This window comes from Pseudomonas sp. GW460-12-10-14-TSB1 (genome assembly GCF_017349775.1).
Taxonomy (GTDB): Bacteria; Pseudomonadota; Gammaproteobacteria; order Pseudomonadales; family Pseudomonadaceae; genus Aquipseudomonas; species Aquipseudomonas piscium.
Window position 1 is genome coordinate 95,066 of the sequence record NZ_JACNAC010000003.1, and the last position, 26,783, is coordinate 121,848.

Genomic DNA, 26,783 nt, shown 5'->3' on the forward strand with positions numbered 1-26,783 from the left:
CATCACGCGCCCCCTGGAGAGAGCTGCAATGCCGAGCACGCTGTCGTTGGATAAACGCCGATTTCCTCTCCATGTGCATATCAGCGTGATGTTCACCTGCCTGCTTCTGCTGACCGGCGTGGTGCTGGGCGTTTTCAATTACCAGCAGACCACCCGCATCATCCTTTCCAGCAGTGAAAAACTGTTCCAGCGCATCGAACAGGACGTGCAGCTGGACCTGAAAGCGACCTACGAACCGATTCGCCATCTGCTCAGCCTGCTGGTGGGCAATCCGGCCGCCCAGGCCAGCGACCTCGGGCAACGCCTGGCGCTGCTCGGGCCTTTCAGCCAATCGCTCAAGGACAACCCCGATCTGGCCTCCCTCTATGTGGGTTATGCCGACGGCGATTTTTTCATGGTCCGGCCCTTGCGCAGCCAGGCCTTGAAGCAAGCCCGCCAGGCCCCCGAACCCGCGGCCTATGAAGTCTGGAGCATCGAGCGCGACCGTGGCACCGGGCAACTGCATTCGCAGTCGCTGTTTTACGACGCCAGCCTCGCCCTCATCAGCCGCCGGGACAATACCCAGGAGTCCTACGACCCGAGCAGTCGCAACTGGTTTGCCAACGCCAAGGACGACACCGACCAGATCACCACCGAGCCATACGTCTTTTTCTCCACCCGCAACGTCGGCACCACCCTCGCCCGTCGCAGCGGCAATAACGCGGTGATGGGCGCCGACCTGACCCTGGAACAACTCTCGGCCACCCTGGCCAAGCATAGGGTCACGCCCAGTACCGAAATCGCCCTGGTGGATGGCAATGGCAACGCCGTGGCTTATCCGGACAGCCGTCGCCTGATCGTCGAAGAACAGAGCGCCCGGCTGATCCGCGCCAACGACCTGAACCCGGCCCTCGATGCGCTGCTGCAGGGCAAGGCCCAGGGCAATCATCTGCAGCTCAAGGATCGCCAGTGGATAGTTGCCAGCCGTCATCTGCAGGAAGGTGGGCCCCAGGGGCTGCAACTGGCGCTGCTGGTGCCCGAAGACGAGTTGCTGGCGGACGCCTATCGCATGCGCTGGCAAGGCGCGCTGATCACCCTGAGCATTCTGCTGCTGTGCCTGCCGCTCGGCTGGCTGACCTCGCGGGTGCTGGTCATGCCGTTGCGCGCCCTGGTGCAGGAAGCCGACGCCATCCGCAGTTTCGATTTCAACTACCCGCTGACCCGCCGCTCGCCAGTGCTGGAAGTCGACCAGTTGAGCGTGTCGATGGCCCGCATGAAGGAAACCCTGGCCAGCTTTTTTGAAATCACCGCCAGCCTTTCCGCGGAAACCCGTTTCGACCCGCTGCTGCAACGGGTGCTGTTTGAAACCATGAAGATCGGCCAGGCCCAGGCCGGGCTGATCTATCTGCGGGAAAACGAAGGCATGAGCCTGGAACCTCACGGCCTGATCATCGCCGACAATGTCCAGGACCTGCGGGTCTTCGATATACGCAGCCAGGACGCCCAGCACGACGCCAGTCCGGTGTGGCTGCAGCGACTGACGAACAGCGAGAACGTGGTCACGACCCTGGGATTCGAGCAGGCGGCCGACCTGCAAAGCGTACTGTTGGCCATGAACTGCCCCAGCGTCCATCTGATCGGTATCCGCCTGCACAATCGTCACAACGAGACCGTCGGCATCCTTGTCCTGCTGTTGGCCGACAGCGGGCAGGAAGACGACCTGGAAAAGCTGAGCCCGGACCGCATCGCTTTCCTGCAGGCGGTCTCCGGCGCCGCGGCGGTCAGCATCGACAGCCAGCGCCTGCAGAACCGGCAAAAGCAGTTGCTCGACTCCTTCATCCAGTTGCTGGCCGGGGCGATCGATGCCAAGAGCCCGTACACCGGTGGGCATTGCCAGCGGGTGCCGGCGCTGACCCTGATGCTGGCCCAGGCCGCCGCGGCCAGCCAGCAACCGGCGTTCAGCGCCTACCAGCCCACCGAGGACGAGTGGGAGGCGCTGCATATCGCGGCCTGGCTGCACGATTGCGGCAAGGTCACGACCCCCGAGTACGTGGTGGACAAGGCCACCAAGCTGGAAACCCTGAACGACCGCATCCACGAGATCCGCACCCGGTTCGAGGTGCTCAAGCGCGATCTCTGGATCGACTATTGGCAGGCTCGCGCCCAGGGTGGCGATGAAGCTTCGCTAGGCGCGATCCGCGATGCCGGCCTGGCGGAACTGGACGACGACTTTGCGTTTATCGCCCATTGCAACCTCGGCAGCGAAGCCATGGCCGAGGCCGATCTGCAACGGCTGGGCAGGATTGCCCGGCGCACCTGGAGCCGCACCCTGGACGACCGCCTGGGCCTGTCCTGGGAAGAAAACCGTCGCCAGCAACGCACCCCGGCGGTCCCCCTGCCGGTCATCGAACAGCTGCTGGCCGACAAGCCCGAGCATCTGATCGAGCGCAACCCTTCCGAGCTGATCCCGGCGGACAATCCCTGGGGCTTCAAACTCGATGTGCCGCCCTACAAGTACAACCGTGGCGAGCTGTACAACCTGAGCATCGGCAAAGGCACCCTGACCCGTGAAGAGCGCTACGTGATCAATCACCACATGGTGCAGACCATCCTGATGCTCAACCACCTGCCCTTCCCCGATCACCTGAATAACATCCCCGAGATCGCCGGCGGCCATCACGAGAAAATGGACGGTACCGGGTATCCCAAGCAGCTGAAACGGGAGCAGATGAGCCTGCCGGCGCGGATGATAGCCATCGCCGATATCTTCGAAGCCCTGACGGCGGCGGACCGCCCCTACAAGAAGGGCAAGACCCTGAGCGAAGCGCTGGGCATCATGGCGAGCATGTGCCGCAATGCCCATATCGATCCTGAACTGTTCGAGTTGTTCATCCAGGCCAGGATCTACCAGCAGTACGCCGACCGTTTCATGGAACCGCAGCAGATCGACGGGGTAGACCCCGAGGGCCTGCTGGGCAAGGCCGGGCTCAGGGTCTGACGCAGGCTCAGCAGTCGCTCAGGCGCAGGAAGATCGCGGCCAGGCGCTCGATGCCGGCCTGATCCTCGAGGGTGAAGCGGGCGATTTTCGGGCTGTCCAGATCCAGCACGCCGATCAGCCGCCCATCCTTGACCAGGGGCACCACCAGCTCACTGTTGGAAGCGCTGTCGCAGGCGATATGCCCGGGGAACGCGTGCACATCCTCGACCCGCTGGGTCTGCAGGCTCGCCGCGGCCGCACCGCACACGCCACGACCGAAGGGAATGCGCACACAGGCGATCTGGCCCTGGAACGGCCCGAGCACCAGTTCCTCGTTGCGATTGAGGTAGAAACCGGCCCAGTTCAAATCGTCCAGCTGGTTGAACAGAAACGCCGAAAACTGCGCGGCGTTGGCAATGAAATCGCGCTCGTCGGCCAGCAACGATTCCAGCTGGGCACACAGCAAGGCATAGCCGTCCAGGCCTTTGCCGGTGTTCTGCAGATCGATCATGCTTTTTGCTCCAACAACTTCAAACCTACCCAGTAGCGCGCGAACTGATACGCGCAGCGACCATTGCGATTGCCGCGGCCGGTAGCCCAGCGCACGGCGAGAATATCCAGGGCTTCGTCCCGCTGCCATTGCAGGCCGGCCTTGCGCCCTAGCTCGCTGATCCAGTGTTCGACCACATTCAGGTAATGCTCCTGGGTGAAGGGATAGAACGACAGCCACAGGCCGAAACGGTCCGACAAGGCAATCTTGTCTTCCACCGCTTCGCTCGGGTGCAGCTCGCCATCGACGCGCTTCCAGTTCTCGTTGTCGCTTTCCTTCTCCGGCACCAGGTGCCGGCGGTTGGACGTGGCGTACAGCAGCACGTTGTCCGGCGCCTGCTCCAGCGAGCCGTCGAGCACGCTCTTGAGTACCCGATAGTCGCCCTCGCCCGACTCGAACGACAGGTCGTCGCAGAACAGCACGAAACGCTGCGGCAGCTTGACCAGTTGCTCCACCACCCGCGGCAGGTCGGCCAGGTGATCGCGCTCGATTTCGATCAGGCGCAGGCCGTGCTGGGCATGCTCGGCCAGCAGCGCGCGGACCAGCGACGATTTGCCAGTACCGCGCGAGCCCCACAGCAAGGCGTGGTTGGCCGGCAGGCCGTCGAGAAACTGCCGGGTATTGCGTCCCAGCTGGTCGCGCTGGTTGTCGACCCCGATCAGGTCGGACAAGCGCATGTCCAGGCTGACCTCCAGCGGCAGCAGGAAACCGCTGCGGCCTTCACGCTGCCAGCGCGCGGCCAGGCATTGGGTCCAGTCGATGGCTTGTCGCGGCGCGGGCAACAGCGGCTCGATACGCGCCAGAACCGCGTCGGCGCGCTCAAGAAAAGCATTCAATCGAGATTCCACGACTTCTCCTCGGGCAGGTTCCCAGTAATGATGTGGCCCACAGACAAAACGACCTTCCGCATGCCAGGTCAACCGCAAGCGAACGGCGCCGGGCCCTGCCGGCACACACTGATGATCAGCTATGCTTGCCCAGCGAAGGGAAACGGAAATTGGTTCAACACCCCATGGACATCAAGTTCACCAACCGCCTGTCTTACAAGCAAGCCAGGCTCACTGTGCTGGTCGGGTTTGTCCTGGGGACGGCGCTCAGTCTGCTGCAAATCGGCATCGATTATGCCAGCGAAGATGCCTCCATCAACCGGGAAATCAACGCCCTCCTGGAAATCAGCCACAATCCGGCCTCGCGTATCGCCTACAACATCGACTCCGAGCTCGCCCAGGAGCTGACGCTCGGCCTGCTGCGCTCGCCGGCGATCATCCGCGCCCGGCTGATCGACAACAATGACACTCTGCTGGCCAACGTCACCCGACCGGCCCAGCAAAGCCGCTACCGGATGCTCAGCGACTTCCTGTTCGGCGCCAAGCGTGAGTTCCAGGACCGCCTGTACCTCGATCACCTGCCCTCGGAATCCCTCGGTGTCCTGCACCTGGAAGTCGACACCTACTCGTTCGGCAGCCGCTTCCTGCGCCGCGCGGAAATCACCCTGATCAATGGTTTCGTGCGCAGCCTGATCCTCACCGGGCTGCTCCTGGCGCTGTTCTACGTGATGCTGACCAAACCCCTGGTCGGCGTCATTCGCGAGCTCAGCGGCCGCGATCCGCGCAGCCCCGACCAGGCCCGGCTGGACTTCCCGCCCAGCCACGAACAGGACGAGATCGGCGTGCTGGTCACCGTCGCCAACCAGCAGTTCGACAACATGGCCACCGAGATCCAGCAACGGCGCAATGCCGAAAACCGCCTGACCGACTACCTCGGCCAGCTGGAAAACATCGTCTCGGCACGCACCACCGAGCTCAAGGCCATCAACGACCGGCTGAGCCAGTCCAACGAGGAGCTGGAAGTCGCCCGTAGCACCGCCCTCGACATGGCCCAGGCCCGTGCCGCCTTCCTGGCCAACATGAGCCATGAAATCCGCACGCCGCTCAACGGCCTGCTGGGCATGATCGCCCTGTCGCTGGACAGCCCGCTGAACGCCGAACAACGCCAGCAACTGTCGATCGCCCACGACTCCGGCAAAGTGCTGGTGGAACTGCTCAACGATATTCTCGACATGTCCAAGTTCGACGCCGGCCAACTGGAACTGGAACGCATCCCCTTCGATCTCGGGGTGCTGGTGGAAGACACCGCCAACCTGCTGTCGCAGAATGCGGCGCCAAGCGTCGAACTGGCCTGCCTGATCGAGCCGGAGTTCCCGGCGCTGGTGCTCGGCGACCCTATGCGCGTGCGGCAGATTGTCAGCAACCTGCTGTCCAATGCCCTCAAGTTCACCCGCTTCGGCCGGGTCGATGTGCGCCTGCGTACGTTCGAAGACGGGGTCAGGATCGAAGTCTGCGACACCGGCATCGGCATCGCCCGCGAGGCCCAGGTGAAGATCTTCCAGCCCTATACCCAGGCCGGCGCCGGGATCACTCGGCAATACGGCGGTACCGGCCTGGGCCTGGCGCTGACCTACAACCTCTGTGAAGCCATGCAGGGTCGCCTGAGCATCAGTTCGGAGGTGGGCTTTGGCAGCCAGTTCTGTGCCGACCTGCCGCTGCCTTGCCACTCACCCGCCAGCCCACCGTCGCCGCTGCACGGCCAGGTCCTGGCCATTACCTCCGAGGGCAGCGGCCTGGCCGAACTGTTGAGCGTGCAGTTGCCGTTCTGGGGGCTGGAATATCGGCGCTGCGATCTCGATGAGTCACTGCTCGGGCAGAAGCCGGACCTGCTGATCACCGACTGCCCGGAATGCCTGTTCGGCCTGCGTCCGAGCATCAGCGCACCGATTCTGCTGGTCACCGCCTACGGCAGTTTCCTGCCCAGCGAAGAAGCCAGTGCCCTGGCGCCGTTGCAACAACAGGCGCGGCCATTGGCGCGCAATGCCTTGTATCAGACCCTGCGCCGGGCCCTGCTGGCTGAAACCGCGGTGATCAACGAAACCCAGCTGGAAACCCTGGCGCCCTTGCGCCGCGCCTTCATTCTGCTGGTGGAGGACAACCCGGTGAACCAACTGGTGGCCAAAGGCATGCTGAGCAAGCTTGGCTGCGAAGTGACGGTCGCCTCCCAGGGTGCCGAAGCCCTGGACGTGCTGGAGCACCAGCATTTCGACCTGGTGCTGATGGACTGCAACATGCCGGTGATGGATGGCTACGAGGCCAGCCGGCAGATCCGCCGCAGCGGCCGCTGGCCGGACCTGCCGATCGTCGCCCTGACCGCCAATGCCATGCCCGAAGAGCGCGAACGCTGCCGGGCTGCGGGCATGAGCGACTACCTGGCCAAACCCTTCCGCCGTGAAGAGCTGATTGCCCTGCTGGACCTCTGGGTGCCGACTACGACAGCGCTTTGACCTGGGCCAGCAACCGGTCCAGGCCATTGCGCAACTCGCTCAGGCTGTCGAGGTCGACACCGCTGTCGCATAGCAGCGCCGCCTTGAGCGGTGGTACCTGATCGCGCAAGGCCAGGCCGGCCGCGCTCAGGCTCAGGTGCACCTCGCGCTCGTCGCGGGACGAACGCTGGCGCTGCACCAGTTGCAGCTGTTCAAGGCGCTTGAGCAAGGGCGTCAGGGTCCCGGAATCCAGCGCCAGGCGTTCCCCCAGCGCCTTGACCGTCGGCAGCTCGGGCGGCGTGGCCTGCCATTCCCAGAGCACCAGCATCACCAGGTACTGCGGGTAGGTCAGCCCCAACTGGTCGAGCATCGGCTTGTAGCCCCGCACCACGGCCCGCGAGGCGGCGTACAGCTTGAAGCACAGCTGGCTGTCGAGTTTCAGCGAATCGGCGGACAGGTCGGTCATTTGAGCAGGGCTTCGATCTCGCGGGTCAGGTCCTGGGGCTTGGTGGCCGGGGCGAAACGCTTGACCAGCGCGCCGTCCTTGCCGATCAGGAACTTGGTGAAGTTCCATTTGATGCCCTGGGAACCCAACACCCCCGGCGCGCGTTTTTTTAGTTGCACGAACAACGGGTGCGCCTCGGCGCCATTGACGTCGATCTTCTTGAACAGCGGAAAGCTGACGCCGTAGTTCAGCTCGCAGAACTCGGAAATCGCCCCTTCGTTGCCCGGTTCCTGCTTGCCGAACTGGTTGCAGGGAAAGCCCAGCACCACCAGGCCCTGGTCCTTGTAGGTCTTCCACAGTTCTTCCAGGCCCTTGTACTGCGGGGTGAAACCGCACTTGCTCGCGGTATTGACCACCAGCACGGCCTTGCCGGCGAAATCGGCCAGGGTCTTTTGCTCGCCCTTGATGGTGGTGCACGGAATGTTCAGCAATGTGTCACTCATGGCGCAGACTCCAGAAACGAAAGGTACGCTAAAAATAGCGTTCAATTAAATTGTACGCAATTTAATTAGCCGAAAAGCGATTTCGAAAAATCGCCTTGGGCGCCCACTACGATCAGCGTGGAACCAGGTCCAGGCATACCGAGTTGATGCAGTAGCGCAGGCCGGTCGGCGGCGGGCCGTCCGGGAACACATGCCCCAGGTGCGCATCGCATTTGGCGCAGACCACTTCGGTACGAATCATGCCGTGGCTCAGGTCACGGATCTCGACCATCGCGCTCTCGCCGATCGGCTCGTAGAAGCTCGGCCAGCCGCAACCGGAATCGAACTTGGCCCTGGAGTCGAACAGCGGCGCATTGCAGCAGATGCAGTGATACACACCGTCGGTCTTGGTGGCGTTGTACTTGCCCGAGAACGGCCGCTCGGTGCCTTTGAGGCGGCAGACGTTGTACTGCTCCGGATCGAGCATGGCACGCCATTCTTCAAGGGTTTTTTCCAGCTTTTCCATGGTCCTTCCTCTACAACTGAAAAAGCCCGATCTGTATCTTTTCCACGGATCGGGCGGCACGTATGATTGCGCCTCGTTAGACGCCAGTCTGGCAGCCGTGTTACACGGGTTCAAACGGATTTTGCCGCCGCGAACCCAGGCTTCAGGCCTGTGTGCAAACGCAGGATTCCCAGTACGGTAGCTCACTCATCGTCTGGATCGTTCATTTTCGGGAACACATCGCCATGCAGGTCAGCAAATCGAACAAGCTCGCCAACGTCTGTTATGACATTCGCGGCCCAGTGCTCAAGCACGCCAAACGCCTGGAAGAGGAAGGCCATCGCATCCTCAAGCTGAACATCGGCAACCCGGCGCCTTTTGGTTTCGAAGCGCCGGACGAAATCCTCCAGGACGTGATCCGTAACCTGCCGACCGCACAGGGCTACAGCGACTCCAAGGGCCTGTTCAGCGCCCGCAAGGCGGTCATGCAGTACTACCAGCAAAAGCAGGTCGAAGGCGTCGGCATCGAAGACATCTACCTGGGCAACGGCGTTTCCGAACTGATCGTCATGGCCATGCAGGCCCTGCTCAACAACGGTGACGAAGTGCTGGTACCGGCCCCGGACTACCCGCTGTGGACCGCGGCCGTGAGCCTGGCCGGCGGCAACCCGGTGCACTACCTGTGCGACGAGCAAGCCAACTGGTGGCCGGACATCGCTGACATCAAGGCCAAGATCACCCCGAACACCAAGGCCCTGGTGATCATCAACCCGAACAACCCGACCGGCGCGGTGTACCCCAAGGAAGTGTTGCTGGACATGCTCGAGCTGGCGCGCCAGCACAACCTGGTGGTGTTCTCCGACGAGATCTACGACAAGATCCTCTACGATGACGCCGTGCACGTCTGCACCGCCTCCCTGGCGCCGGACCTGCTGTGCCTGACCTTCAACGGCCTGTCCAAGTCCTACCGGGTGGCCGGCTTCCGCTCCGGCTGGGTGGCCATTTCCGGTCCGAAGCACCACGCCCAGAGCTACATCGAAGGCATCGACATGCTGGCCAACATGCGCCTGTGCGCCAACGTGCCGAGCCAGCACGCCATTCAAACGGCGCTGGGTGGCTACCAGAGCATCAACGACCTGGTGCTGCCGCCGGGCCGCCTGCTGGAACAGCGCAACCGCACCTGGGAACTGCTCAACGACATCCCTGGCGTAAGCTGCGTCAAACCCATGGGCGCGCTGTACGCCTTCCCGAAAATCGACCCGAAAGTCTGCCCGATCCACAACGACGAGAAGTTCGTCCTGGACCTGCTGCTCTCGGAGAAGCTGCTGGTGGTTCAGGGCACCGCCTTCAACTGGCCATGGCCGGACCACTTCCGCGTCGTGACCCTGCCGCGAGTGGACGACCTGGAACAGGCGATCGGCCGTATCGGCAGCTTCCTCAAGTCGTATCGCCAGTAAGCGTGCAACGCAGTGCGACCGACACCGGTCGCACTGCGATTAATTCAGCAACACTTCTGTACTCCCTGCTGCGCCTCCCCTTCTGTATCTTTGCCTTGCGCCTTGTGCCCAGTGGTAACACGCCTCTGAAGCGCTGGTCAGCTTCCGGTGCCTTCCCCACCTGCGACAGAAAGCTCATGCAAGCGTCTAAAATCAGCCTGCAGGACACAGTTTGAAATAGTCACCCGGTTGAATAGGCCGGTGCCGCACCTTATATACCCCGCAGAACGCTACATCTTTAGCATGAGGAGATTTCTACAACCATGATGCGCATCCTGCTGTTCTTGGCCACTAACCTGGCGGTCGTGCTGATTGCCAGCATCACCCTGAGCCTTTTCGGCTTCAACGGGTTCATGGCGGCCAATGGGGTTGATCTCAACCTCAATCAGCTGCTGGTTTTCTGTGCGGTCTTTGGTTTCGCCGGTTCCCTGTTCTCGCTGTTCATCTCCAAGTGGATGGCGAAAATGAGCACCAGCACCCAGATCATTACCCAGCCTCGCACTCGTCATGAGCAATGGCTGCTGCAAACCGTCGAGCAACTGTCCCGCGAAGCCGGGATCAAGATGCCCGAAGTCGGTATTTTCCCGGCCTACGAGGCCAACGCCTTCGCCACCGGCTGGAACAAGAACGACGCACTGGTCGCGGTCAGCCAGGGCCTGCTCGAGCGTTTCTCGCCCGATGAAGTGAAAGCCGTGCTGGCCCACGAGATCGGTCACGTGGCCAACGGCGACATGGTCACCCTGGCGTTGGTCCAGGGCGTGGTGAACACCTTCGTGATGTTCTTCGCGCGCATCATCGGCAACTTCGTCGACAAGGTGATTTTCAAGAACGAAGAAGGCCAGGGTATCGCCTACTACATCGCGACCATCTTCGCCGAACTGGTCCTGGGCTTCCTGGCCAGCGCCATCGTCATGTGGTTCTCGCGCAAGCGCGAATTCCGTGCCGACGAAGCTGGCGCGCAACTGGCCGGTACCGCGGCAATGATCGGCGCCCTGCAACGCCTGCGCTCGGAACAGGGCCTGCCGGTGCATATGCCCGACACCCTGAATGCCTTCGGCATCAACGGCGGCCTCAAACAAGGCCTGGCTCGTATGTTCATGAGCCACCCGCCGCTGGAAGAGCGTATCGACGCACTGAGCCGTCGTCGCGGATAACGCTGGCGCAACACAAAAAGGGCGACCCGAGTCGCCCTTTTTTATGGCCTGTGGAAAACCGGAAATCAGCGCGCCAGCAAACGATAGACCCGCTCTTCGAGGCGAGTCACGCCGCCCTGGAGAAACTTCCAGCTCTCGCCAAGGATGTCCCGCTCCTCCTCGACCCGCAGCTGCCAGCGCTTACCCAGCAAGGCCTTGACCTCGTCATCGAGTACAGCGAAAGGCGGCCCCGCCATCAGCGCCTGGTCGTAATCCAGGGTGATCAGCAGCCCCTGGCAGGCCTGGGGCAGGAGCGACTGCAGATGCGCCGCATACCGCTCGCGCATCTCCGGCGGCAAGGCGATCAACGCCGCACGGTCGTACAACGCCTGGCAGTCAGCGACATCCGCGGCCTGCAGGGCAAAAAAGTCGCCGCACCAGAGCTGGATCGGACCGTATTCATAGACCTTGAATCCACCTCGAAGGCTGACCTGCGGCTGCAACTGCTGCTCGCTGAAAAAGTCCTGGATGGCCCTCTCCGACAACTCGATACCCAGCACCTGATGCCCCTGGCTGGCCAGCCAGCTCAGGTCCAGGCTCTTGCCGCACAGCGGCACCAGCACCCGCGAACCCGGCGCCAGCTCCAGTTGGGGCCAGTAGCGTTGCAGATAAGGATTAACCTCGGACAAATGGAAGCCGATCTGATTCTGTTCCCAGCGTTTGTGCCAAAACTCCGGCTGCATAAATCACCCTGAAATTCGATCAAAAACCACAAAAACTTATATTAGATTTAGATCAATGATCTGATTGAAGATGGTGCATCTTAACGCTCAGGACCTTATTCATGCTCCCTAGCCTGTTCATCTCCCACGGATCGCCGATGCTTGCCCTGGAACCCGGCGCCAGCGGCCCGGCCCTCGCCCGCCTGGCCGCCGAGCTGCCACGCCCCAAGGCCATAGTGGTGGTGTCGGCCCACTGGGAAAGCCAGGACCTGCGGGTCAGCAGCAACCCACAACCGCAAACCTGGCATGACTTCGGTGGTTTCCCCGCGGCGCTGTTCGCCGTGCAATACCCGGCCCCCGGCCAGCCTGAACTGGCGGAACAGGTGGCGCAATTGCTCAGGGCCGACGGCCTGCCGGCGCAGCTCGACGACCAGCGCCCGCTCGACCACGGGGTCTGGGTGCCGCTGTCGCTGATGTACCCACAGGCGGATATTCCGGTTGTCCAGGTTTCCCTGCCCAGCCGAATGGGCCCAGCCTTGCAGACTCAGGTCGGGCGCGCCCTGTCCAGCCTGCGGCAACAAGGGGTGCTATTGATCGGCTCGGGCAGCATTACCCACAACCTGCGCGAACTGGACTGGCACGCCGGCCCGGAAAGCGTCGAACCCTGGGCCAGGGCGTTCCGCGACTGGATAATCGAGAAACTTGCCGCCAACGACGAGGCCGCGCTGCACGACTACCGTCGCCAGGCACCGAATGCCGTGCGCAGCCATCCCAGCGATGAACACCTGCTGCCGCTGTATTTCGCCAGAGGCGCCGGTGGCGACTTCAGCATCGCCCATCAAGGCTTCACCATGGGCGCGCTGGGCATGGACATCTATCGCTTCGGTTGATGCCCTGCCAAGCCTGGCGTATCGCGAGCGACAACAGATGCAAACGCCAGGCAAAAAAATCCCCGCACCAGGCGGGGATTTTTTTGTTCAACCGATCAGCTCAGCGCCGATCAGTCTTCGCGATAACGACGCAGCTTCAGCTGCTTGCCGGCAACGCGAGTGTCCTTCAGTTTGGTCAGCAGACGCTCCAGACCTTCCTCCGGCAGCTCGACCAGGCTGAAGCTGTCACGCACCTGGATGCGACCGATGGCTTCGCGGGCCAGGCCGCCTTCGTTGAGGATGGCGCCCAGCAGGTTCTTGGCCGCGATACCGTCACGCGCGCCCAGCGCGGTACGGCAACGGGCACGACCTTCAGCCAGAGGCATCGGCGCGCGACGCTCACGCTCGCCGCGATCAGGACGATCGCCGGAACGCTCAGGACGGTCGCCACGTGGCGCGCTGTTCGGCACCAGTGGGCGTTCCTTCTCGATCGCTGCCAGGTTCAGCGCCTGACCGTTGGTGGCCTTGCGCAGCAGGGCCGCGGCCAGGGCACGCGGGCTGCAACCGATATCGGCGGTCAGGCGATCCAGCAGATCACCGTGGGTCGATTCAGCGTCAGCCACCAGTGGCGACAGGCTGTTGGTCAGCTTCTTGATGCGTGCGTCGAGAACGGCTTGAGCGTCCGGCAGACGAACTTCAGCGACTTTCTGGCCGGTTACACGCTCGATCACTTGCAGCATGCGGCGCTCGCGTGGAGTCACCAGCAGCAGTGCACGACCTTCGCGACCGGCACGGCCGGTACGGCCGATACGGTGCACGTAGGATTCCGGGTCGTACGGCATGTCCACGTTGAATACGTGGGTGATGCGCGGTACGTCCAGACCACGGGCGGCAACGTCGGTCGCCACAACGATGTCCAGGCGGCCATCCTTGAGGGAGTCGATCACGCGCTCACGCTGGTTCTGGGCGATGTCGCCGTTCAGCGCAGCGGCCTTGTAGCCTTTGGCTTCCAGGGCACTGGCCAGGTCCAGGGTCGCTTGCTTGGTGCGCACGAACATGATCAGAGCGTCGAAATCTTCCACTTCCAGCAGGCTGAGAACGGCAGAAGTCTTCTGGTCAGCGTGAACCAACAGGTGAGCCTGTTCGATCGCGGTAACGGTCTGGGTCTTGCTCTGGATCTTGACGTGTTTCGGGTCCTTCAGGTGACGCTCGGCGATCGCACGGATCGACTGCGGCAGGGTGGCCGAGAACAGCACGGTCTGACGGGTTTCCGGCATGGCCTTGAAGATCACTTCCAGGTCATCCATGAAGCCCAGCTTGAGCATTTCGTCGGCTTCGTCGAGAACCAGGTGGTTCACGGTAGCCAGGACTTTTTCGTCGCGACGCAGGTGGTCGCACAGACGGCCCGGAGTGGCGACAACGATCTGTGCGCCATTACGGATTGCTTTCAGTTGTGGGCCCATCGGCGCGCCGCCGTAGACAGCCACAACAGTTACGCCCGGCATTTGCTTGGCGTAGGTTTCGAAAGCGGTTGCAACTTGCAGCGCCAACTCACGGGTTGGGGCCAGGATCAGAGCTTGCGGCTCGCGCTTGGACGGATCAATGCGGTGCAGGATAGGCAGGGCGAACGCGGCGGTCTTACCGGTACCGGTTTGCGCCTGACCAATCATATCGTGACCGGCGAGGATGATCGGGATCGACTGCTGCTGAATGGCCGAAGGCTCTTCATAGCCGGTAGCGACTACTGCAGCGACAATATTGGGATGAAGTTCAAGAGCGGCGAAGCCGCCGATTTCCTGGGTCATGGGTCTGCCTCTAAGTGCATCCGCAAAGACCCATGCTCCAAAGCTGCGCATGCCGTGTAAGACTCAAGAGTCACCCTGGCAGCTTTGTCGGCGGGGATTTGCGAAAACGATTGAAAGAAATGAACGTCAAGGATAGTCCGCGCAGCGGACAAGCAGCCGAAGCTGACTTCGGGGAATTGCATCACCTAAACGAGGCCCGGTTAAAGGCCGGCGCGCACTATACCGGAATTACTCAAAAAAGGGAGTTTTTTTTATCGGAAAAACCCGCTGAATACCTAGTTGTCACAGGCTTTGCGGATAATCCGGCAAAGGTCTATTTTGCACAGGCCCACGCCTGTCGGGGGATGACGCTTAAACGGTTCATCTTGCCGGCCGATACCGTCGGTCCGAGACACTCTTTACCGTCCGAGGAAATGCCCCATGAGTCAGTCCAGTTGCAGTCGCGTCAGCCGTGAACAACGTGGTCATCTCTTCCTCATCGGCCTGGACCGGGTCGCCAAGCGCAACGCCTTCGATCTGCAACTGCTCGATCAACTCAGCCTGGCCTACGGCGAGTTCGAGGCCAGCAGCGAGGCCCGCGTCGCCGTGGTGTTCGGCCATGGCGAGCACTTCACCGCGGGGCTGGACCTGGCCAACGTCGGGGCGAAGCTCGCCAAAGGCTGGCAGGCGCCGGCCGGTGGCTGCGATCCCTGGGGTGTCTTCGCCGGGCCACGGGTCAGCAAACCAGTAATAGTCGCGGTGCAGGGCTACTGCCTGACCATAGGCATCGAGCTGATGCTGGCGGCGGATATCAACCTGTGCGCCAGCAATACCCGCTTCGCCCAACTGGAAGTGCAACGCGGCATCTTTCCGTTCGGCGGCGCCACCCTGCGTTTGCATCAGATCGCCGGCTGGGGCAACGCCATGCGCTGGTTGCTCACCGGCGACGAATTCGACGCCCATGAAGCCCTGCGCCTGGGGCTGGTGCAGGAGGTGATGGCCAGCGAGGACCTGCTGCCCCGCGCCCTGGCCCTCGCCGAACGGATCGCCTGCCAGGCGCCGCTGGGGGTTCAGGCGACCCTGATGTCGGCCCGACAAGCCCGGTTCGAAGGAGAAAGCGCGGCGGCGCAGGGGCTGCCGCCACTGGTGAAGAAGCTATTGAACAGCGAGGACGCCAAGGAGGGTGTGCGAGCGATGCTCGAGAAGCGGCCGGGGGTGTTCAAGGGGTGTTGAACGCTTCAGGCAGTTGCCAAATGTGAGGCCTTATCGCGGGCAAGCCTCGCTCCTACAGATGCGGACGATCCGCGAAGCGGACAGCCGACTCAGGTAGCCGGCCGGATGCACTTGATCAACGACTGCAACGAATAGCCCAGGCGCGGTGCCAGCGCCTCGGCCCGGGCGCTCAGGCCGTCCATGTCCAGATCCTGATCCAGGTCGGACGGCACGATCAGAATCACGTTGCCCTCCTTCACCGGCAGTTCCCAGTAATGCCGGTGGTAAAGCCCACGCAGCAAGGCCGCGCCCAGAGGCTTGCCATCGTCGGTGGCCCACTGGTTGATCACCAGCCAGCCGCCCGGGTTGAGGCGCTTCTGGCAGTTTTCCAGGAAGCCCCAGGCCAGGTGCCCGACGCCCGGCCCGACGTCGGTGTACAGGTCGACGAAAATCAGGTCCGCCGACTCGGCGCTGTCCAGCAGTTCGAGCGCATCACCGACACGGATATAGAGACGCGGATCGTCATCCAGCCCCAGATACTCGATGGCCAGGCGCGGCACGTCCGGGCGCAACTCGATAGCCTCGACATCTTCCAGCGGCAGGAACTTGAGGCAGGCCTGAGTCAGGGTGCCGGCGCCCAGGCCGAGAAACAGCGCACTCTCGGGTTGCTCATGGCACAGCGCGCCGATCAGCATGGCCCGGGTGTAGTCGTACTCCAGCCAGCTCGGGTCGGCGGTAAACACGCAGCTCTGCTCGATGGCGTCGCCAAATTCGAGGAAGCGATAATCCGCCACTTCGAACACTCGGATCATGCCGAACTCATCGTGCACTTCGGCGAGCAGGCGCTCGACGCGCTCCTCAGTCATCTCTTCTCCTAGCCGCGACGGGGCTCAACCTCGCCATCGCGATAAACCGGCCGCTCGGCGCCGAGCGGGAAAGGCGCGATTGTCCGCGAACCGGCGGGAACAGGTCACGCACTAATTGCTGCTAACATGCCTGTCCGACCTTAAAAAACACCCGAGTCCGTGATGAGCCAACCCTGGAGTCCTGACAGCTGGCGCGCCCTGCCGATCCAGCAACAACCCGCCTACCCCGACGCCGCACACCTGTTGCAGGTCGAGCAGACCCTGGCCAGTTACCCGCCGCTGGTGTTTGCCGGCGAAGCCCGCGAGTTGCGCCGCCAGTTTGCCGAGGTGACCCAGGGCCGCGCCTTTCTGCTGCAGGGCGGCGATTGCGCCGAGAGCTTCGCCGAGTTCTCCGCGGCGAAGATCCGCGATACCTTCAAGGTCCTGCTGCAGATGGCGATCGTCATGACCTTCGCTGCCGGCTGCCCGGTGGTCAAGGTCGGGCGCATGGCCGGCCAGTTCGCCAAGCCGCGTTCGGCCAATGACGAAACCATCAATGGCGTGACCCTGCCGGCCTACCGCGGCGATATCGTCAACGGCATAGGCTTTGACGCAAAAAGCCGGGTGCCGGACCCGGACCGCCTGCTGCAGTCCTACCACCAGGCCACTGCCACCCTGAACCTGCTGCGTGCCTTTGCCCAGGGCGGTTTTGCCGACCTGCATCAGGTGCACAAATGGAACCTGGATTTCATCGCCAACTCCGCCCTGGCCGAGAAGTACAGCCAGCTGGCCGATCGCATCGACGAAACCCTGGCCTTCATGCGCGCCTGCGGCATGGACAGCTCGCCGCAGTTGCGCGAGACCAGTTTCTTCACCGCCCACGAAGCGCTGCTGCTGAACTATGAAGAAGCCTTCGTCCGTCGCGACAGCCTGACCAACGACTATTACGACTGCTCGGCGCACATGCTGTGGATCGGCGACCGTACCCGCCAGCTCGACGGCGCCCACGTCGAATTCCTGCGCGGGGTGAATAACCCGATCGGGGTCAAGGTGGGCCCGAGCATGAACACCGAGGAACTGATCCGCCTGATCGATATCCTCAACCCGGACAACGATCCGGGCCGCCTGAACCTGATCGTGCGCATGGGCGCGAACAAGGTCGGCAACCATCTGCCGCAGCTGATCCGCGCGGTGGAAGGCGAAGGCAAGAAGGTGCTGTGGAGCTCCGACCCGATGCATGCCAACACCATCAAGGCCAGCAGCGGTTACAAGACCCGGGACTTCGCGCAGATCCTCACTGAGGTGAAGCAGTTCTTCCAGGTCCACGAAGCCGAGGGCAGTTATGCCGGCGGTATCCACATCGAGATGACCGGGCAGAACGTCACCGAGTGCATCGGTGGCGCGCGGCCGATTACCGAAGATGCGTTGTCGGACCGCTACCATACCCATTGCGACCCACGGATGAACGCCGACCAGTCGCTGGAGCTGGCGTTCCTGATTGCCGAGACCCTGAAACAGGTCAAGCGTTGAACCTGTAGCGCTCGATCATCCAGGGGAAGTTGCTGGATGATCGACACGCTTCAAAGAAACCCTCGCAAGCGCTGGGCGCTGGCCCTCGGGCAATTGAGCTGGACGTCGGCCAGCCCCAACCAATTGGCCATATCCCGCAAGCTGCTCGCCAGCGCCTGCATCCCCTGCTCGTCCAGCCCCTGCTCTTCCTCATGCACGGCATGCACCGCCAGGCGCCCCAGCGCCCGCTCCGCTCGCAGGTCGACCCGCGCGGCGATCCGTTCGTGGTGCAGAAACGGCAACACGTAATAGCCATACACCCGCTTGTGCTGCGGCGTGTAGATCTCCAGGCGATAGCGAAAATCGAACAGGCGCTCAGTGCGGCTGCGCTCCCAGATCAGCGAGTCGAAGGGGGAAAGCAAGGCGCTGGCCGGCACGCTACGCGGCACCTTCATCGCTGGCAGGCAATAGGCCGCTTGCTTCCAGCCTTCCACCTCGCAGGCCAGCAGCTCGCCACCCTCTAGCAACTCCGCCAGGCGCGCCCGGCTATCTGCCAGCTCCAGGCGAAAGTAGTCGCGCAGGTCTTTCTCGGTGGCTACGCCCAGGGCACTGGCGGCATGCAGCAGCAAACCGCGCTGGGCGTCGGCCTCGCTGAGCGGCGAATGCTGCAGGATGCTCGAAGGAATCACCCGCTCCGGCAAGTCGTACAAACGCTCGAATCCACGCCGGCCGGCGACTGTCACCTCACCGGCGGCGAACAGCCATTCCAGCGCGTGTTTCTCCGCGCTCCAGTCCCACCAGGGGCCGGCGCGCTCCTCGCGGGTCGACAGGCTTCCCGCGCCAAGGGCACCCTGCTCCTCGACCGCGGCCAGCACCCGGCGGATCGTCGCCTGCTGCTCCTGGCCGAAACGCGCCAACTGCTGATAGATCCCCTGCCCCTGGCTGGCCCGCTGCATGCGCCAGCGCATCAGCGGGTACAGCGACAGCGGCAGCAACGAGGCTTCATGCCCCCAGTATTCGAACAGCGTGCGTTGCCGGCCCTGGCTCCAGGCGGCCTGGTCCAGCAGTTGCGCGGGATAGTCGCCAAGGCGGGAAAACAGCGGCAGGTAGTGCGAGCGCACCAGGGCGTTGACCGAGTCGATCTGCAGGATACCCAGGCGCGCGATCAGGCGATTGACCTGCGCCGGCCTGATCGTCGCAGGCAGCGGCCGCCCGGAAAAACCTTGGGCGGCCAGCGCCAGACGCCGAGCCTGCTTGAGGGAAAAGGACAGTTCTGCGGGCATGGCAATCTCCTTGTCTGCCCGCAAACTACCTCAGAGAGAAGTGGCTTGTGTAGCGCTTTGACATTCACTTGTGCATCGGATCGTCCCAGAACGGCCGCACGGTCTCCCGTTCCACATCTGCGCGACTGAGGCCGATATCCTTCAGCGCCTCGTCACTCATGCCGGCCAGCATGATCCGTTCACGGCGCAGCTCATGCCAGCGGACAATTCTCTGCAACAGGTGCCGCAAGGAAACGCCATGCCATGCAAACCGGTGAGCCAATACAAAACCTTTTTGACCTTTCATCGTCTTGCCCTCCAGTGGGGATGGCTCAAGTCTCCACCCAGGGATAAGATCAATCCAACGAATGTTTCTTATGCAATACATCTCGGAGTTTGATGAATTGTCCAGTTACCCAAGCATTGATACCGAGGTCCTGCGCACCTTCGTCGCCATCGCCGATCAGGGCGGTTTCACCAAGGCCGGGGAGCAGGTCAATCGCACCCAGTCCGCGGTGAGCATGCAGATGAAACGGCTCGAGGAAGATGTGCTGCAGCGCCAGCTGTTCCAGCGTGAAGGCCGGCAAGTGCGCCTGACCGCCGAAGGCCAAGTGCTGCTGGGTTACGCGCGGCGCATCCTGAAACTGCACAGCGAGGTGTTCAACACCCTGCGCGAGCCGCACATGGTCGGCACCGTGCGCATCGGCACGCCGGACGATTACGTGATGCGCTTTCTACCGGGGATCCTGTCGCGCTTTGCCCAGGCCTATCCCTTGATCCAGATCGAGGTGCATTGCGAGTCGTCCAAGCAACTGCTGCTGCGCCAGGACCTGGACCTGTCCATCGTCACCCGCGAGCCGGGCAGCGAAATCGGCCAGTTGCTGCGCAAGGAGCGTTTCGTCTGGGCCGAGGCTCAGGGTTTCTGCCCTCACGAACAGACGCCACTGCCCCTGGCGATGTTCAACAGCGATTGCTTCTGCAGGCAGTGGGCGTGCAATGCGCTGGACGCCGCCGGGCGCGACTATCGCATCGCCTATAACAGCTCCAGCCTGGCCGCCCTGATGGCCGTGGTCAGCGCCGGCCTGGCGATCACCGCGCAACTGGAAAGCCTGATCACCCCGGACATGCGCATCCTGGGCGCCGCCGAAGACCTGCCCCTGCTGCCCGAAGCCAGCATCATGCTGGTGCGCAACCTCAACACGCCCTCGCCCATCACCGAATGCCTGGCCGAACACATAGTCGAGGGTTTCAAACTTTAAAGGCGAGCATCACCGCACAGACCACCAGGAAGCCGCAGAACAGCCCGCGCAGCATTCGCTCGGGCAGCGCATGGGCGATTTTCACCCCCCAACTGATGCTCAGCAGCCCACCTGCCGCCAGCGGCAGGCCGATCATCCAGTCCACCTCCTGATGCACCCCGTAGGTGACCAGGGTCACCCCAGTGCTCGGCAAGGCCAGGGCCAGCGACAAGCCTTGGGCGACCACCTGGGTGGTGCCGAACACGCTGGTCAGCACCGGCGTGGCAACCACCGCGCCACCGACGCCGAACAGCCCGCCCATGGCCCCGGAAGCCGCCCCCAGCACACCGAGCCACGGCCAGGGATAACGCATCTGCGCCGAAGCCGGGGCATTGGCCAGGAACATGCGCAACAGGTTGTAGGCAGACAAGGCCACCAAGAACGCGACGAAACCGATCCGCATGACCTGGGCATCGATGCCCACCGCCCAGATCGAACCGAGCCAGGCAAAACAGAAACCCATCAGGGCCAAGGGCAGCGCATGCCGCGCCTCGATCCGGTTGCGCTGGTGATAACGCCACAGCGCCAGCATCACGTTGGGGACCACCATCACCAAGGCCGTGCCCTGGGCGATCTGCTGATCCAGCCCGAACAGCACGCCCAGCACCGGAATCGCGATCAGGCCGCCGCCGATCCCGAACAAGCCGCCCACCGTGCCCAGCGCCGCGCCCAACACCACATACATCGCTAAATCGATCACCGCCGCTCTCCTCACCTCAGGCCTTGCATGCTACGCAGTCGGCTCTGGTGCGGAAACGCACAGCAACGCACAATGGCTTTGCCAATTTCGCACAGGCAAATGCCCGCCATGAACCCCAACGCCCTCACCGACCAGCTCGGCCTGTTCCTCGATGTCCTGGAAGCCGGGAGTTTTTCCGCCGCCGCCCGCCGGCATCCCTTGACCCCTTCGGCGGTGGCCCGGCGTATCGACAGCCTGGAAAACGCGGTCGGCAGCAAGCTGTTCATGCGCACCACCCACGCGGTGGTGGCCACGGCGGCTGGCCAAGCCTTCGCCGAACGCGCCCGGCGCATCGTCGCCGAACTGCAACTGGCGCGGGCGGAAGCCGTGTCCTTGAGCCACGCGCCGGAAGGCCTGATCCGCATCGATGCTCCCGCGGCCTTCGGCCGACGACACCTGGCGCCGGCGATCGCCGATTTCCTGATGCTCTATCCGGGGCTGGATGTGCAGTTGCACCTGATCGACAGCTTCGTCGACATGCAGGGTTCGCACCTGGGCAAGGTCGATCTGGTACTGCGCGCCGGGCAAAGGGTCGATACCCGCATGGTGGCGACATCACTGGCGAGCATCGTGCGCATCGCCTGCGCCAGCCCGGCCTACCTCAAGCTTCGTGGCACCCCGATCCATCCCGCCGAGCTGAGCCAGCACGACGGCCTGGACTGGGATGGCCTGGCCCCTCTGTTCGCCTGGCGCTTCGAGCTGGACGGGCAGTTGCAGACCCATCGCCCACAACGCATCCGCATGAGCGCCAACAATGCCGAGGCCCTGTTGTCCGGCGCCCTGGCCGGGCTGGGCATCGCCCACCTGCCGACCTGGCTGGCCAGCGAATACCTATTGCGCGGTGAACTGTTGCCGCTGTTCTGCGAAACCGGCCTGCCCAAACCGGAAAGCGCCGGTATCTATGCCTTGCGCCTGGAACAGCACACCAACGCCCGCAGCCGTCTGTTGCTGGAATACCTGAAGACCCGCTTCAGCCCGATTCCGCCCTGGGATCTGGCCCTGCAGAGCGCCATGGGCTGAGAGCTCGCGAGAATTATCTGGCGCATTAAAGATTCGCCCGCTAGATTCAGGGCGAGTATCGATCAAGGCCCGACCATGAACACCAAAGGCTCCACCCCGGAAAAATGCGACGATCTGCTGCTGGATAACCAGCTGTGTTTCGCCCTGCACTCGACTTCGCTGCTGATGACCAAAGTCTATAAACCGCTGCTGCAGGAGCTGGGCCTGACCTATCCCCAGTACCTGGCGATGATGGTGCTCTGGGAGCAGGATGGCCTGACCGTCGGCGAGATCAGCAGCCGCCTGCTGACCGATCCCGGCTCATTGACGCCTTTGCTCAAGCGCCTGGAGGCCGAGGGACTGCTGAGCCGTACCCGCAGCCGCGAAGACGAACGGGTGGTGATCATCAAACTGACCGAGCAAGGCCGGGCCCTGCATGGCCGGGCGCGCGGTGTTCCCCAATGCATCCTCGGCGCCAGCGGCCTGACCCTGGAGCAACTGCGCAAACTGCAGGCCGACCTGCTGAACCTGCGCGGCCATCTGCAAGACAGCCTCTGACGGCACTCTCGCGAGCACGCCCTGCCCTCCTGCTGGAGCGCTTGCTCGCGATCCTTCCTGTTCCGACGCCGCCAACAGCGTGCCAACGAAAAAATTTTCTCGATAGAAATATTATTTAAATCATTCGCTTAGCCAAAAAACCTGGGCTGTCGGCAAGCATTTTCGAATTTTTTCCAAAAAATTATCTTGCGCACAAAATATTTGAGCGATACATTTATTTCGCACTTACTTAGCGCGCAAACATTTAGCGCAAAACTTCGAAACCCAAGAGGCTCACACCATGCAAACTCTCTATACCGCAGTCGCAACCGCAACCGGTGGCCGTGATGGTCGCGCCGTCTCCAGCGACAACATTCTCGACGTCAAACTCTCTACCCCCAAAGAACTCGGTGGTGCCGGCGGCCAGGCGACCAACCCTGAACAACTCTTCGCCGCCGGCTACTCCGCCTGCTTTATCGGCGCCCTGAAATTCGTCGCCAGCCAGAGCAAACGCAAGATCCCGGACAACGCCTCGATCACCGCCCATGTCGGCATCGGCCAGATTCCTGGCGGCTTCGGCTTGGACATCGACCTGCACATCAGCCTGCCAGGCCTTGAACAGAGCGATGCGCAATCCCTGGTCGAAGCGGCTCACCAGGTCTGCCCTTACTCCAACGCCACCCGCGGCAACGTCGACGTACGTCTGCACGTGACTGTCTAACCCTACCGCGCACCAGCGCCCGCACCGCCCAGGAGACGAACATGAACACTTTCAGCAAGGTCTTGACCGGTAGCCTTCTCGCCCTGTCCATCAACACGGCCTTCGCCGAAGGCGGGGTCGAACACAACACCCAGGCGTTCCTCGACGCCTTGAACGCCGGCAGCGGCAAGCCGATGGAACAGATGACAGCGAAAGAGGCCCGGGCCGTGCTGGTCGGCGCCCAGGCCGGGGTCAAGTTGACGCTGCCCAAGGCGGATGTCAGCCAGAAGACCATCAAGGTCGACGGCCAGGACATCAGCCTGACCATCGTCAGACCGGCCGGGGTGAAAGGTACGTTGCCGGTGTTCATGTTTTTCCACGGCGGCGGCTGGGTGCTGGGAGATTTCCCGACCCACGAGCGGCTGGTGCGGGATCTGGTGGTGGGCTCCGGGGCCGCGGCGGTGTTCGTCAATTACACGCCGTCTCCGGAAGCTCATTACCCGGTGGCGATCAATCAGGCTTACGCGGCCACCCAATGGGTGGCCGAGCATGGCCAGGAAATCAATGTCGACGGCAAGCGCCTGGCGGTTGCCGGCAACAGCGTCGGTGGCAACATGGCGGCCGTGGTCAGCCTGATGGCCAAGGACAAGGGCACGCCGGCGATCAGGTTCCAGTTGCTGCTATGGCCGGTGACCGACGCGAATTTCGAGACGGCGTCGTACAACCAGTATGCCGAGGGGCACTTCCTCAGCAAAACCATGATGAAGTGGTTCTGGGACAACTACACCACCGACGCCCGGCAGCGTAACGAGATCTATGCCTCACCGTTGCGCGCCACCAGCGCCCAGCTCAAGGGCCTGCCGCCCGCGCTGATCCAGACGGCCGGTGCCGATGTGCTGCGCGACGAAGGCGAAGCCTATGCCCGCAAGCTGGACGAAGCCGGCGTGACCGTGACCTCGGTGCGCTACAACGGGATGATCCACGACTATGGTCTGCTCAACGTGGTCAGCCAGGTACCCGCAGTGCGCTCGGCCCTGCTGCAAGCCAGCGAAGAGCTCAAGCAACATCTGAAGTAAGGCTGTCACTGATCTTCGGCCACAAAAAAGCCCGACTCGATGGTCGGGCTTTTTCGTACGCGAGAATTCAAGCAGTGCTTAAACCTTGGCGCGGCCTTTGTAGGAACCGCCTTCGCGAGTATCGATCTCGATCATGTCGCCGATTTCGATGAAGTCGGCAACCGACAGTTCGGTACCGTTCTTCAGTTTGGCAGGCTTCATCACCTTGCCCGAAGTGTCGCCGCGAGCGGAACCTTCGGTGTAGTCAACCTGGCGCACGATAGTGGTCGGCAGGTCAACGGAAACCAGACGATCTTCGAAGAACACAGCTTCGCAAACGTCGGTCATGCCTTCTTCGATGAACGGCAGAACGGCTTCGATGTCTTCAGCGTTCAGCTCGTACATGGTGTAGTCAGTGGTGTCCATGAACGTGTAGGTGTCGCCGCTGATGAACGACAGGGTCGCTTCTTTGCGATCCAGGATCACGTCGTCCAGTTTGTCGTCCGCACCGTAAACGGTTTCGGTCTTGTAACCGGTCAGCAGGTTCTTCAGCTTGGTCTTCATGATCGCGCTGTTACGACCGGACTTGGTGAATTCAGCTTTCTGAACCAGCCAAGGATCGTTGTCGATACGGATCACGGTACCGGGTTTGAGTTCTTTACCAGTTTTCATTGCGAATATCCGAATTTGGATGGGATTTACAAAAATCTAGGCCGCGTATCATATCCAATTTAGGTAAAACTGCACCAGCGCCGCAGCAAGATCGGGCTGCGAGCCCTGTTCCAGACACCACTTTTCGGCGTGAGCGGCCACTTCCGGCCAGTGTTCCAGCAGTTTTTTCCAGGCCTGCGCCATCTCGCCCCCGGTATTCCAGGCCCGCCACAGGTCGATCAGCGCCGCCTTGGCCTCTGGCGAAAGCCCCTGGGTGTAAAGCTCGAGAAAGGCGTCGAGCTTGTCCAGGTGGATGTCTTCGTCCTGTTGATAAATGTGCCAGAGCATCGGCCGGCCGGCCCACTGCGCACGCACGAACGAATCCTCGCCGCGTACCGCGTTGAAATCGCAGGACCACAGGAGTTGGTCGTATTCCTCCTGTCGGACGAATGGCAGCACCTGCACCGTCAAAACCCCACGGACCTGCACCGCCCCCGCCGCCAGCGCCTCGACCCCCAGCCAGTTTTGCACGTCACCGAGGATCCGCCCTTCGGGGACCAGCAGATGGGTAGCCCGCGAGTCGGCAGCCAGCGCGTCCAGCCAACTGGCCAGGCCCGCGTTCTCATAGGCGAACAGCGACATCAGGCGTACGTCGGGTGCAGCAAATACACCCAGCCCTTCAAGGAAACCTTGCCGGGCCAGCGGATCCTGCTGAAACGCCTTGCGCCGCTCCAACAACCCCGCCTCGCGCAGCAAGCCACCGGTGCCGGCTTGAAAGCCAGGGAAGAAGAAGTACTTCTGCACCCCCTTGAACTTCACCGAGGGCAGGCCGTGGCAGCCGGTCACCCAGGCCTCGGCGCTGAGGTAATCGAGGTTCAACCACAAGGGCGTGCGCTCACGCTCGGCCATCGCCTCCATATAAGCCGGTGGCAACTGGCAGGCAAAGGCTGCGATCACCACATCGGCAGCCGCCACCGGCGACCACTCGGCCGGCCAGTGGCGCACATCGACACCTTCCTGCCATTGCTGAGGCAAGGCGACATCGATCGACGGACACAAACGCTCGAAGGCCCGCAGGTCATCCACCCACAGCCGCACCGCGCACTGATGCTCGGCCACCAGTTGCCGGGCCAGCCGCCAGGTCACGCCAATATCGCCGTAGTTGTCGACGACGCTGCAGAAAATATCCCAGGAGGCTTTCATTCCGGGCTCCGTTTGGCAAAAGCGCCGATTGTCCGCATAAATCGCTACAGACAGAAGAGCCAACGCCGATAATCTTCGTGCGACAATCACGGCTTGCCGACACCGCCTGCCAGGAGGCTGCCATGCCCTATCGCCCGACACCCCGTCGATCATTACGTATCAGCGTAAACGCACTTCAGCTCAGCGGCAGTATTGCCCTGGGATTGTGGCTGGGTTTTCTGGCAATCGCCCTGACCTGCTGGCTGGCCTGGCGTTTTTTATTCGACCAGCAATTGGCGCCCGTCGCCCAGGCCGTGCAACAGCTGGCGAAACCACCCAGAACGGAGTCGGCCGCATCCAACCGCATGTTCGAGCAATACCAGGAAAACCTGCGCAAGAACGAACAGCAGCAGGCACTGGATAATGCGCGCAGTAACCTGCGCAACCAGTCCAACCCGAAATGCCAGTTCTGGTTGCAACAGGACCAGACGGCGCCGAGCGAAAAGAGCCGGGCCAACGTCCTGCAATTCTGCGATTGA

At 62.5% G+C, this 26,783-nt stretch carries 26 protein-coding genes and 1 pseudogene; 14 read left to right on the plus strand and 13 right to left on the minus strand.

Annotation, left to right across the window (positions count from 1 at the left end; translation table 11 throughout):
* The first annotated feature begins 28 nt into the window (after positions 1-28).
* Entirely contained in the window at positions 29-2,977 is a 2,949-nt protein-coding gene (locus J4D52_RS03075; RefSeq protein WP_102676630.1) for an HD domain-containing phosphohydrolase, read from the plus strand.
* Between the two features lie 7 nt (positions 2,978-2,984).
* On the opposite strand, the gene J4D52_RS03080 is transcribed toward J4D52_RS03075, so the two are convergent.
* Together J4D52_RS03080 and J4D52_RS03085 are read right to left on the minus strand one after the other, a co-directional pair.
* Complete coding sequence (locus J4D52_RS03080; protein ID WP_025805473.1) at positions 2,985-3,467, minus strand: GAF domain-containing protein; 483 nt, start codon at positions 3,465-3,467, stop codon at positions 2,985-2,987.
* Positions 3,464-4,354: an ATP-binding protein gene (locus J4D52_RS03085; RefSeq protein ID WP_063432557.1), complete on the minus strand. Its 891-nt coding sequence runs from the start codon at positions 4,352-4,354 to the stop codon at positions 3,464-3,466. The genes J4D52_RS03080 and J4D52_RS03085 overlap by 4 nt, the downstream gene beginning before the upstream one ends.
* A gap of 164 nt (positions 4,355-4,518) precedes the next feature.
* On the opposite strand from J4D52_RS03085, the gene J4D52_RS03090 reads away from it, so the two are divergent.
* Positions 4,519-6,840, plus strand: coding sequence for a response regulator (locus J4D52_RS03090; RefSeq protein WP_025805475.1), 2,322 nt, complete (start codon positions 4,519-4,521; stop codon positions 6,838-6,840).
* On the opposite strand, the gene J4D52_RS03095 is transcribed toward J4D52_RS03090, so the two are convergent.
* The 3 genes from J4D52_RS03095 to msrB all read right to left on the minus strand — a co-directional run bounded on the left by J4D52_RS03095 (position 6,824) and on the right by msrB (position 8,272).
* Positions 6,824-7,285 carry a MarR family winged helix-turn-helix transcriptional regulator gene (locus J4D52_RS03095; RefSeq protein WP_063432558.1) on the minus strand — a complete coding sequence of 154 codons (462 nt, stop codon included), beginning with the start codon at positions 7,283-7,285 and terminating at the stop codon, positions 6,824-6,826. The genes J4D52_RS03090 and J4D52_RS03095 overlap by 17 nt on opposite strands.
* A complete protein-coding gene (locus J4D52_RS03100) occupies positions 7,282-7,767 on the minus strand; it encodes a glutathione peroxidase (RefSeq protein WP_063432559.1) in 486 nt (161 codons plus the stop codon). The genes J4D52_RS03095 and J4D52_RS03100 overlap by 4 nt, the downstream gene beginning before the upstream one ends.
* A gap of 112 nt (positions 7,768-7,879) precedes the next feature.
* Positions 7,880-8,272 (minus strand): peptide-methionine (R)-S-oxide reductase MsrB, encoded by a 393-nt coding sequence (msrB, locus tag J4D52_RS03105; RefSeq protein ID WP_007931439.1) that lies wholly within the window; start codon positions 8,270-8,272, stop codon positions 7,880-7,882.
* A 224-nt stretch (positions 8,273-8,496) separates the two neighbouring features.
* On the opposite strand from msrB, the gene J4D52_RS03110 reads away from it, so the two are divergent.
* Together J4D52_RS03110 and htpX are read left to right on the plus strand one after the other, a co-directional pair.
* Positions 8,497-9,708, plus strand: coding sequence for a pyridoxal phosphate-dependent aminotransferase (locus tag J4D52_RS03110; RefSeq protein WP_025805478.1), 1,212 nt, complete (start codon positions 8,497-8,499; stop codon positions 9,706-9,708).
* Between the two features lie 302 nt (positions 9,709-10,010).
* On the plus strand, positions 10,011-10,901 hold the full coding sequence (gene htpX, locus J4D52_RS03115; protein ID WP_025805479.1) for a protease HtpX: 891 nt from the start codon (positions 10,011-10,013) through the stop codon (positions 10,899-10,901).
* Positions 10,902-10,966: 65 nt separating this feature from the next.
* On the opposite strand, the gene J4D52_RS03120 is transcribed toward htpX, so the two are convergent.
* Positions 10,967-11,623 (minus strand): thiopurine S-methyltransferase, encoded by a 657-nt coding sequence (locus tag J4D52_RS03120; protein WP_102676629.1) that lies wholly within the window; start codon positions 11,621-11,623, stop codon positions 10,967-10,969.
* A gap of 101 nt (positions 11,624-11,724) precedes the next feature.
* Here J4D52_RS03120 and J4D52_RS03125 point away from each other — a divergent pair, with 101 nt between their 5' ends.
* Positions 11,725-12,492 (plus strand): class III extradiol ring-cleavage dioxygenase, encoded by a 768-nt coding sequence (locus tag J4D52_RS03125; protein ID WP_102676628.1) that lies wholly within the window; start codon positions 11,725-11,727, stop codon positions 12,490-12,492.
* Positions 12,493-12,602: 110 nt separating this feature from the next.
* On the opposite strand, the pseudogene J4D52_RS03130 reads toward J4D52_RS03125, so the two are convergent.
* Positions 12,603-14,310, minus strand: a pseudogene (locus tag J4D52_RS03130) (DEAD/DEAH box helicase).
* Positions 14,311-14,395: 85 nt separating this feature from the next.
* Here J4D52_RS03130 and J4D52_RS03135 point away from each other — a divergent pair.
* A complete protein-coding gene (locus J4D52_RS03135; protein WP_164485784.1) occupies positions 14,396-14,731 on the plus strand; it encodes a hypothetical protein in 336 nt (111 codons plus the stop codon).
* Positions 14,697-15,488 (plus strand): crotonase/enoyl-CoA hydratase family protein, encoded by a 792-nt coding sequence (locus tag J4D52_RS03140; protein ID WP_025805482.1) that lies wholly within the window; start codon positions 14,697-14,699, stop codon positions 15,486-15,488. Before J4D52_RS03135 ends, J4D52_RS03140 begins: the two co-directional genes overlap by 35 nt.
* An 89-nt stretch (positions 15,489-15,577) precedes the next feature.
* Here J4D52_RS03140 and J4D52_RS03145 read toward each other — a convergent pair whose 3' ends face one another.
* A complete protein-coding gene (locus J4D52_RS03145; RefSeq protein ID WP_102676627.1) occupies positions 15,578-16,333 on the minus strand; it encodes a spermidine synthase in 756 nt (251 codons plus the stop codon).
* Between the two features lie 162 nt (positions 16,334-16,495).
* Here J4D52_RS03145 and J4D52_RS03150 point away from each other — a divergent pair, with 162 nt between their 5' ends.
* Positions 16,496-17,842: a class II 3-deoxy-7-phosphoheptulonate synthase gene (locus J4D52_RS03150; protein ID WP_025805483.1), complete on the plus strand. Its 1,347-nt coding sequence runs from the start codon at positions 16,496-16,498 to the stop codon at positions 17,840-17,842.
* A 50-nt stretch (positions 17,843-17,892) separates the two neighbouring features.
* On the opposite strand, the gene J4D52_RS03155 is transcribed toward J4D52_RS03150, so the two are convergent.
* Both J4D52_RS03155 and J4D52_RS03160 read right to left on the minus strand, forming a co-directional pair.
* Positions 17,893-19,104, minus strand: a complete 1,212-nt coding sequence (locus J4D52_RS03155; RefSeq protein WP_102676626.1) for a winged helix-turn-helix domain-containing protein — start codon at positions 19,102-19,104, stop codon at positions 17,893-17,895.
* A gap of 64 nt (positions 19,105-19,168) precedes the next feature.
* Entirely contained in the window at positions 19,169-19,390 is a 222-nt protein-coding gene (locus J4D52_RS03160; protein WP_102676625.1) for a DUF1127 domain-containing protein, read from the minus strand.
* A gap of 97 nt (positions 19,391-19,487) precedes the next feature.
* On the opposite strand from J4D52_RS03160, the gene J4D52_RS03165 reads away from it, so the two are divergent.
* The gene (locus J4D52_RS03165; RefSeq protein ID WP_164486091.1) at positions 19,488-20,342 is read left to right on the plus strand and encodes a LysR substrate-binding domain-containing protein; all 855 of its coding nucleotides are present in this window, start codon (positions 19,488-19,490) and stop codon (positions 20,340-20,342) included.
* On the opposite strand, the gene J4D52_RS03170 is transcribed toward J4D52_RS03165, so the two are convergent.
* Positions 20,332-21,081, minus strand: a complete 750-nt coding sequence (locus J4D52_RS03170; RefSeq protein WP_025805487.1) for a sulfite exporter TauE/SafE family protein — start codon at positions 21,079-21,081, stop codon at positions 20,332-20,334. The two genes, J4D52_RS03165 and J4D52_RS03170, sit on opposite strands and share 11 nt — an antisense overlap.
* Positions 21,082-21,189: 108 nt before the next feature.
* On the opposite strand from J4D52_RS03170, the gene J4D52_RS03175 reads away from it, so the two are divergent.
* From J4D52_RS03175 to J4D52_RS03190, 4 genes are all read left to right on the plus strand, one after another.
* Positions 21,190-22,140 (plus strand): LysR family transcriptional regulator, encoded by a 951-nt coding sequence (locus tag J4D52_RS03175; protein WP_063432568.1) that lies wholly within the window; start codon positions 21,190-21,192, stop codon positions 22,138-22,140.
* 75 nt (positions 22,141-22,215) lie between these two features.
* A complete protein-coding gene (locus J4D52_RS03180; protein ID WP_102676624.1) occupies positions 22,216-22,677 on the plus strand; it encodes a MarR family winged helix-turn-helix transcriptional regulator in 462 nt (153 codons plus the stop codon).
* Between the two features lie 280 nt (positions 22,678-22,957).
* The gene (locus tag J4D52_RS03185; protein ID WP_009044954.1) at positions 22,958-23,377 is read left to right on the plus strand and encodes an organic hydroperoxide resistance protein; all 420 of its coding nucleotides are present in this window, start codon (positions 22,958-22,960) and stop codon (positions 23,375-23,377) included.
* 41 nt (positions 23,378-23,418) lie between these two features.
* Positions 23,419-24,432 carry an alpha/beta hydrolase gene (locus J4D52_RS03190; RefSeq protein WP_102676623.1) on the plus strand — a complete coding sequence of 338 codons (1,014 nt, stop codon included), beginning with the start codon at positions 23,419-23,421 and terminating at the stop codon, positions 24,430-24,432.
* A 78-nt stretch (positions 24,433-24,510) separates the two neighbouring features.
* Here the strand turns inward: J4D52_RS03190 and J4D52_RS03195 are convergent, their stop codons facing one another.
* Positions 24,511-25,083, minus strand: coding sequence for an elongation factor P (locus tag J4D52_RS03195; RefSeq protein ID WP_007931398.1), 573 nt, complete (start codon positions 25,081-25,083; stop codon positions 24,511-24,513).
* Between the two features lie 48 nt (positions 25,084-25,131).
* Positions 25,132-26,265, minus strand: coding sequence for an elongation factor P maturation arginine rhamnosyltransferase EarP (gene earP / locus J4D52_RS03200; RefSeq protein WP_102676622.1), 1,134 nt, complete (start codon positions 26,263-26,265; stop codon positions 25,132-25,134).
* Positions 26,266-26,387: 122 nt separating this feature from the next.
* On the opposite strand from earP, the gene J4D52_RS03205 reads away from it, so the two are divergent.
* Positions 26,388-26,783 carry a hypothetical protein gene (locus J4D52_RS03205; RefSeq protein WP_102676621.1) on the plus strand — a complete coding sequence of 132 codons (396 nt, stop codon included), beginning with the start codon at positions 26,388-26,390 and terminating at the stop codon, positions 26,781-26,783.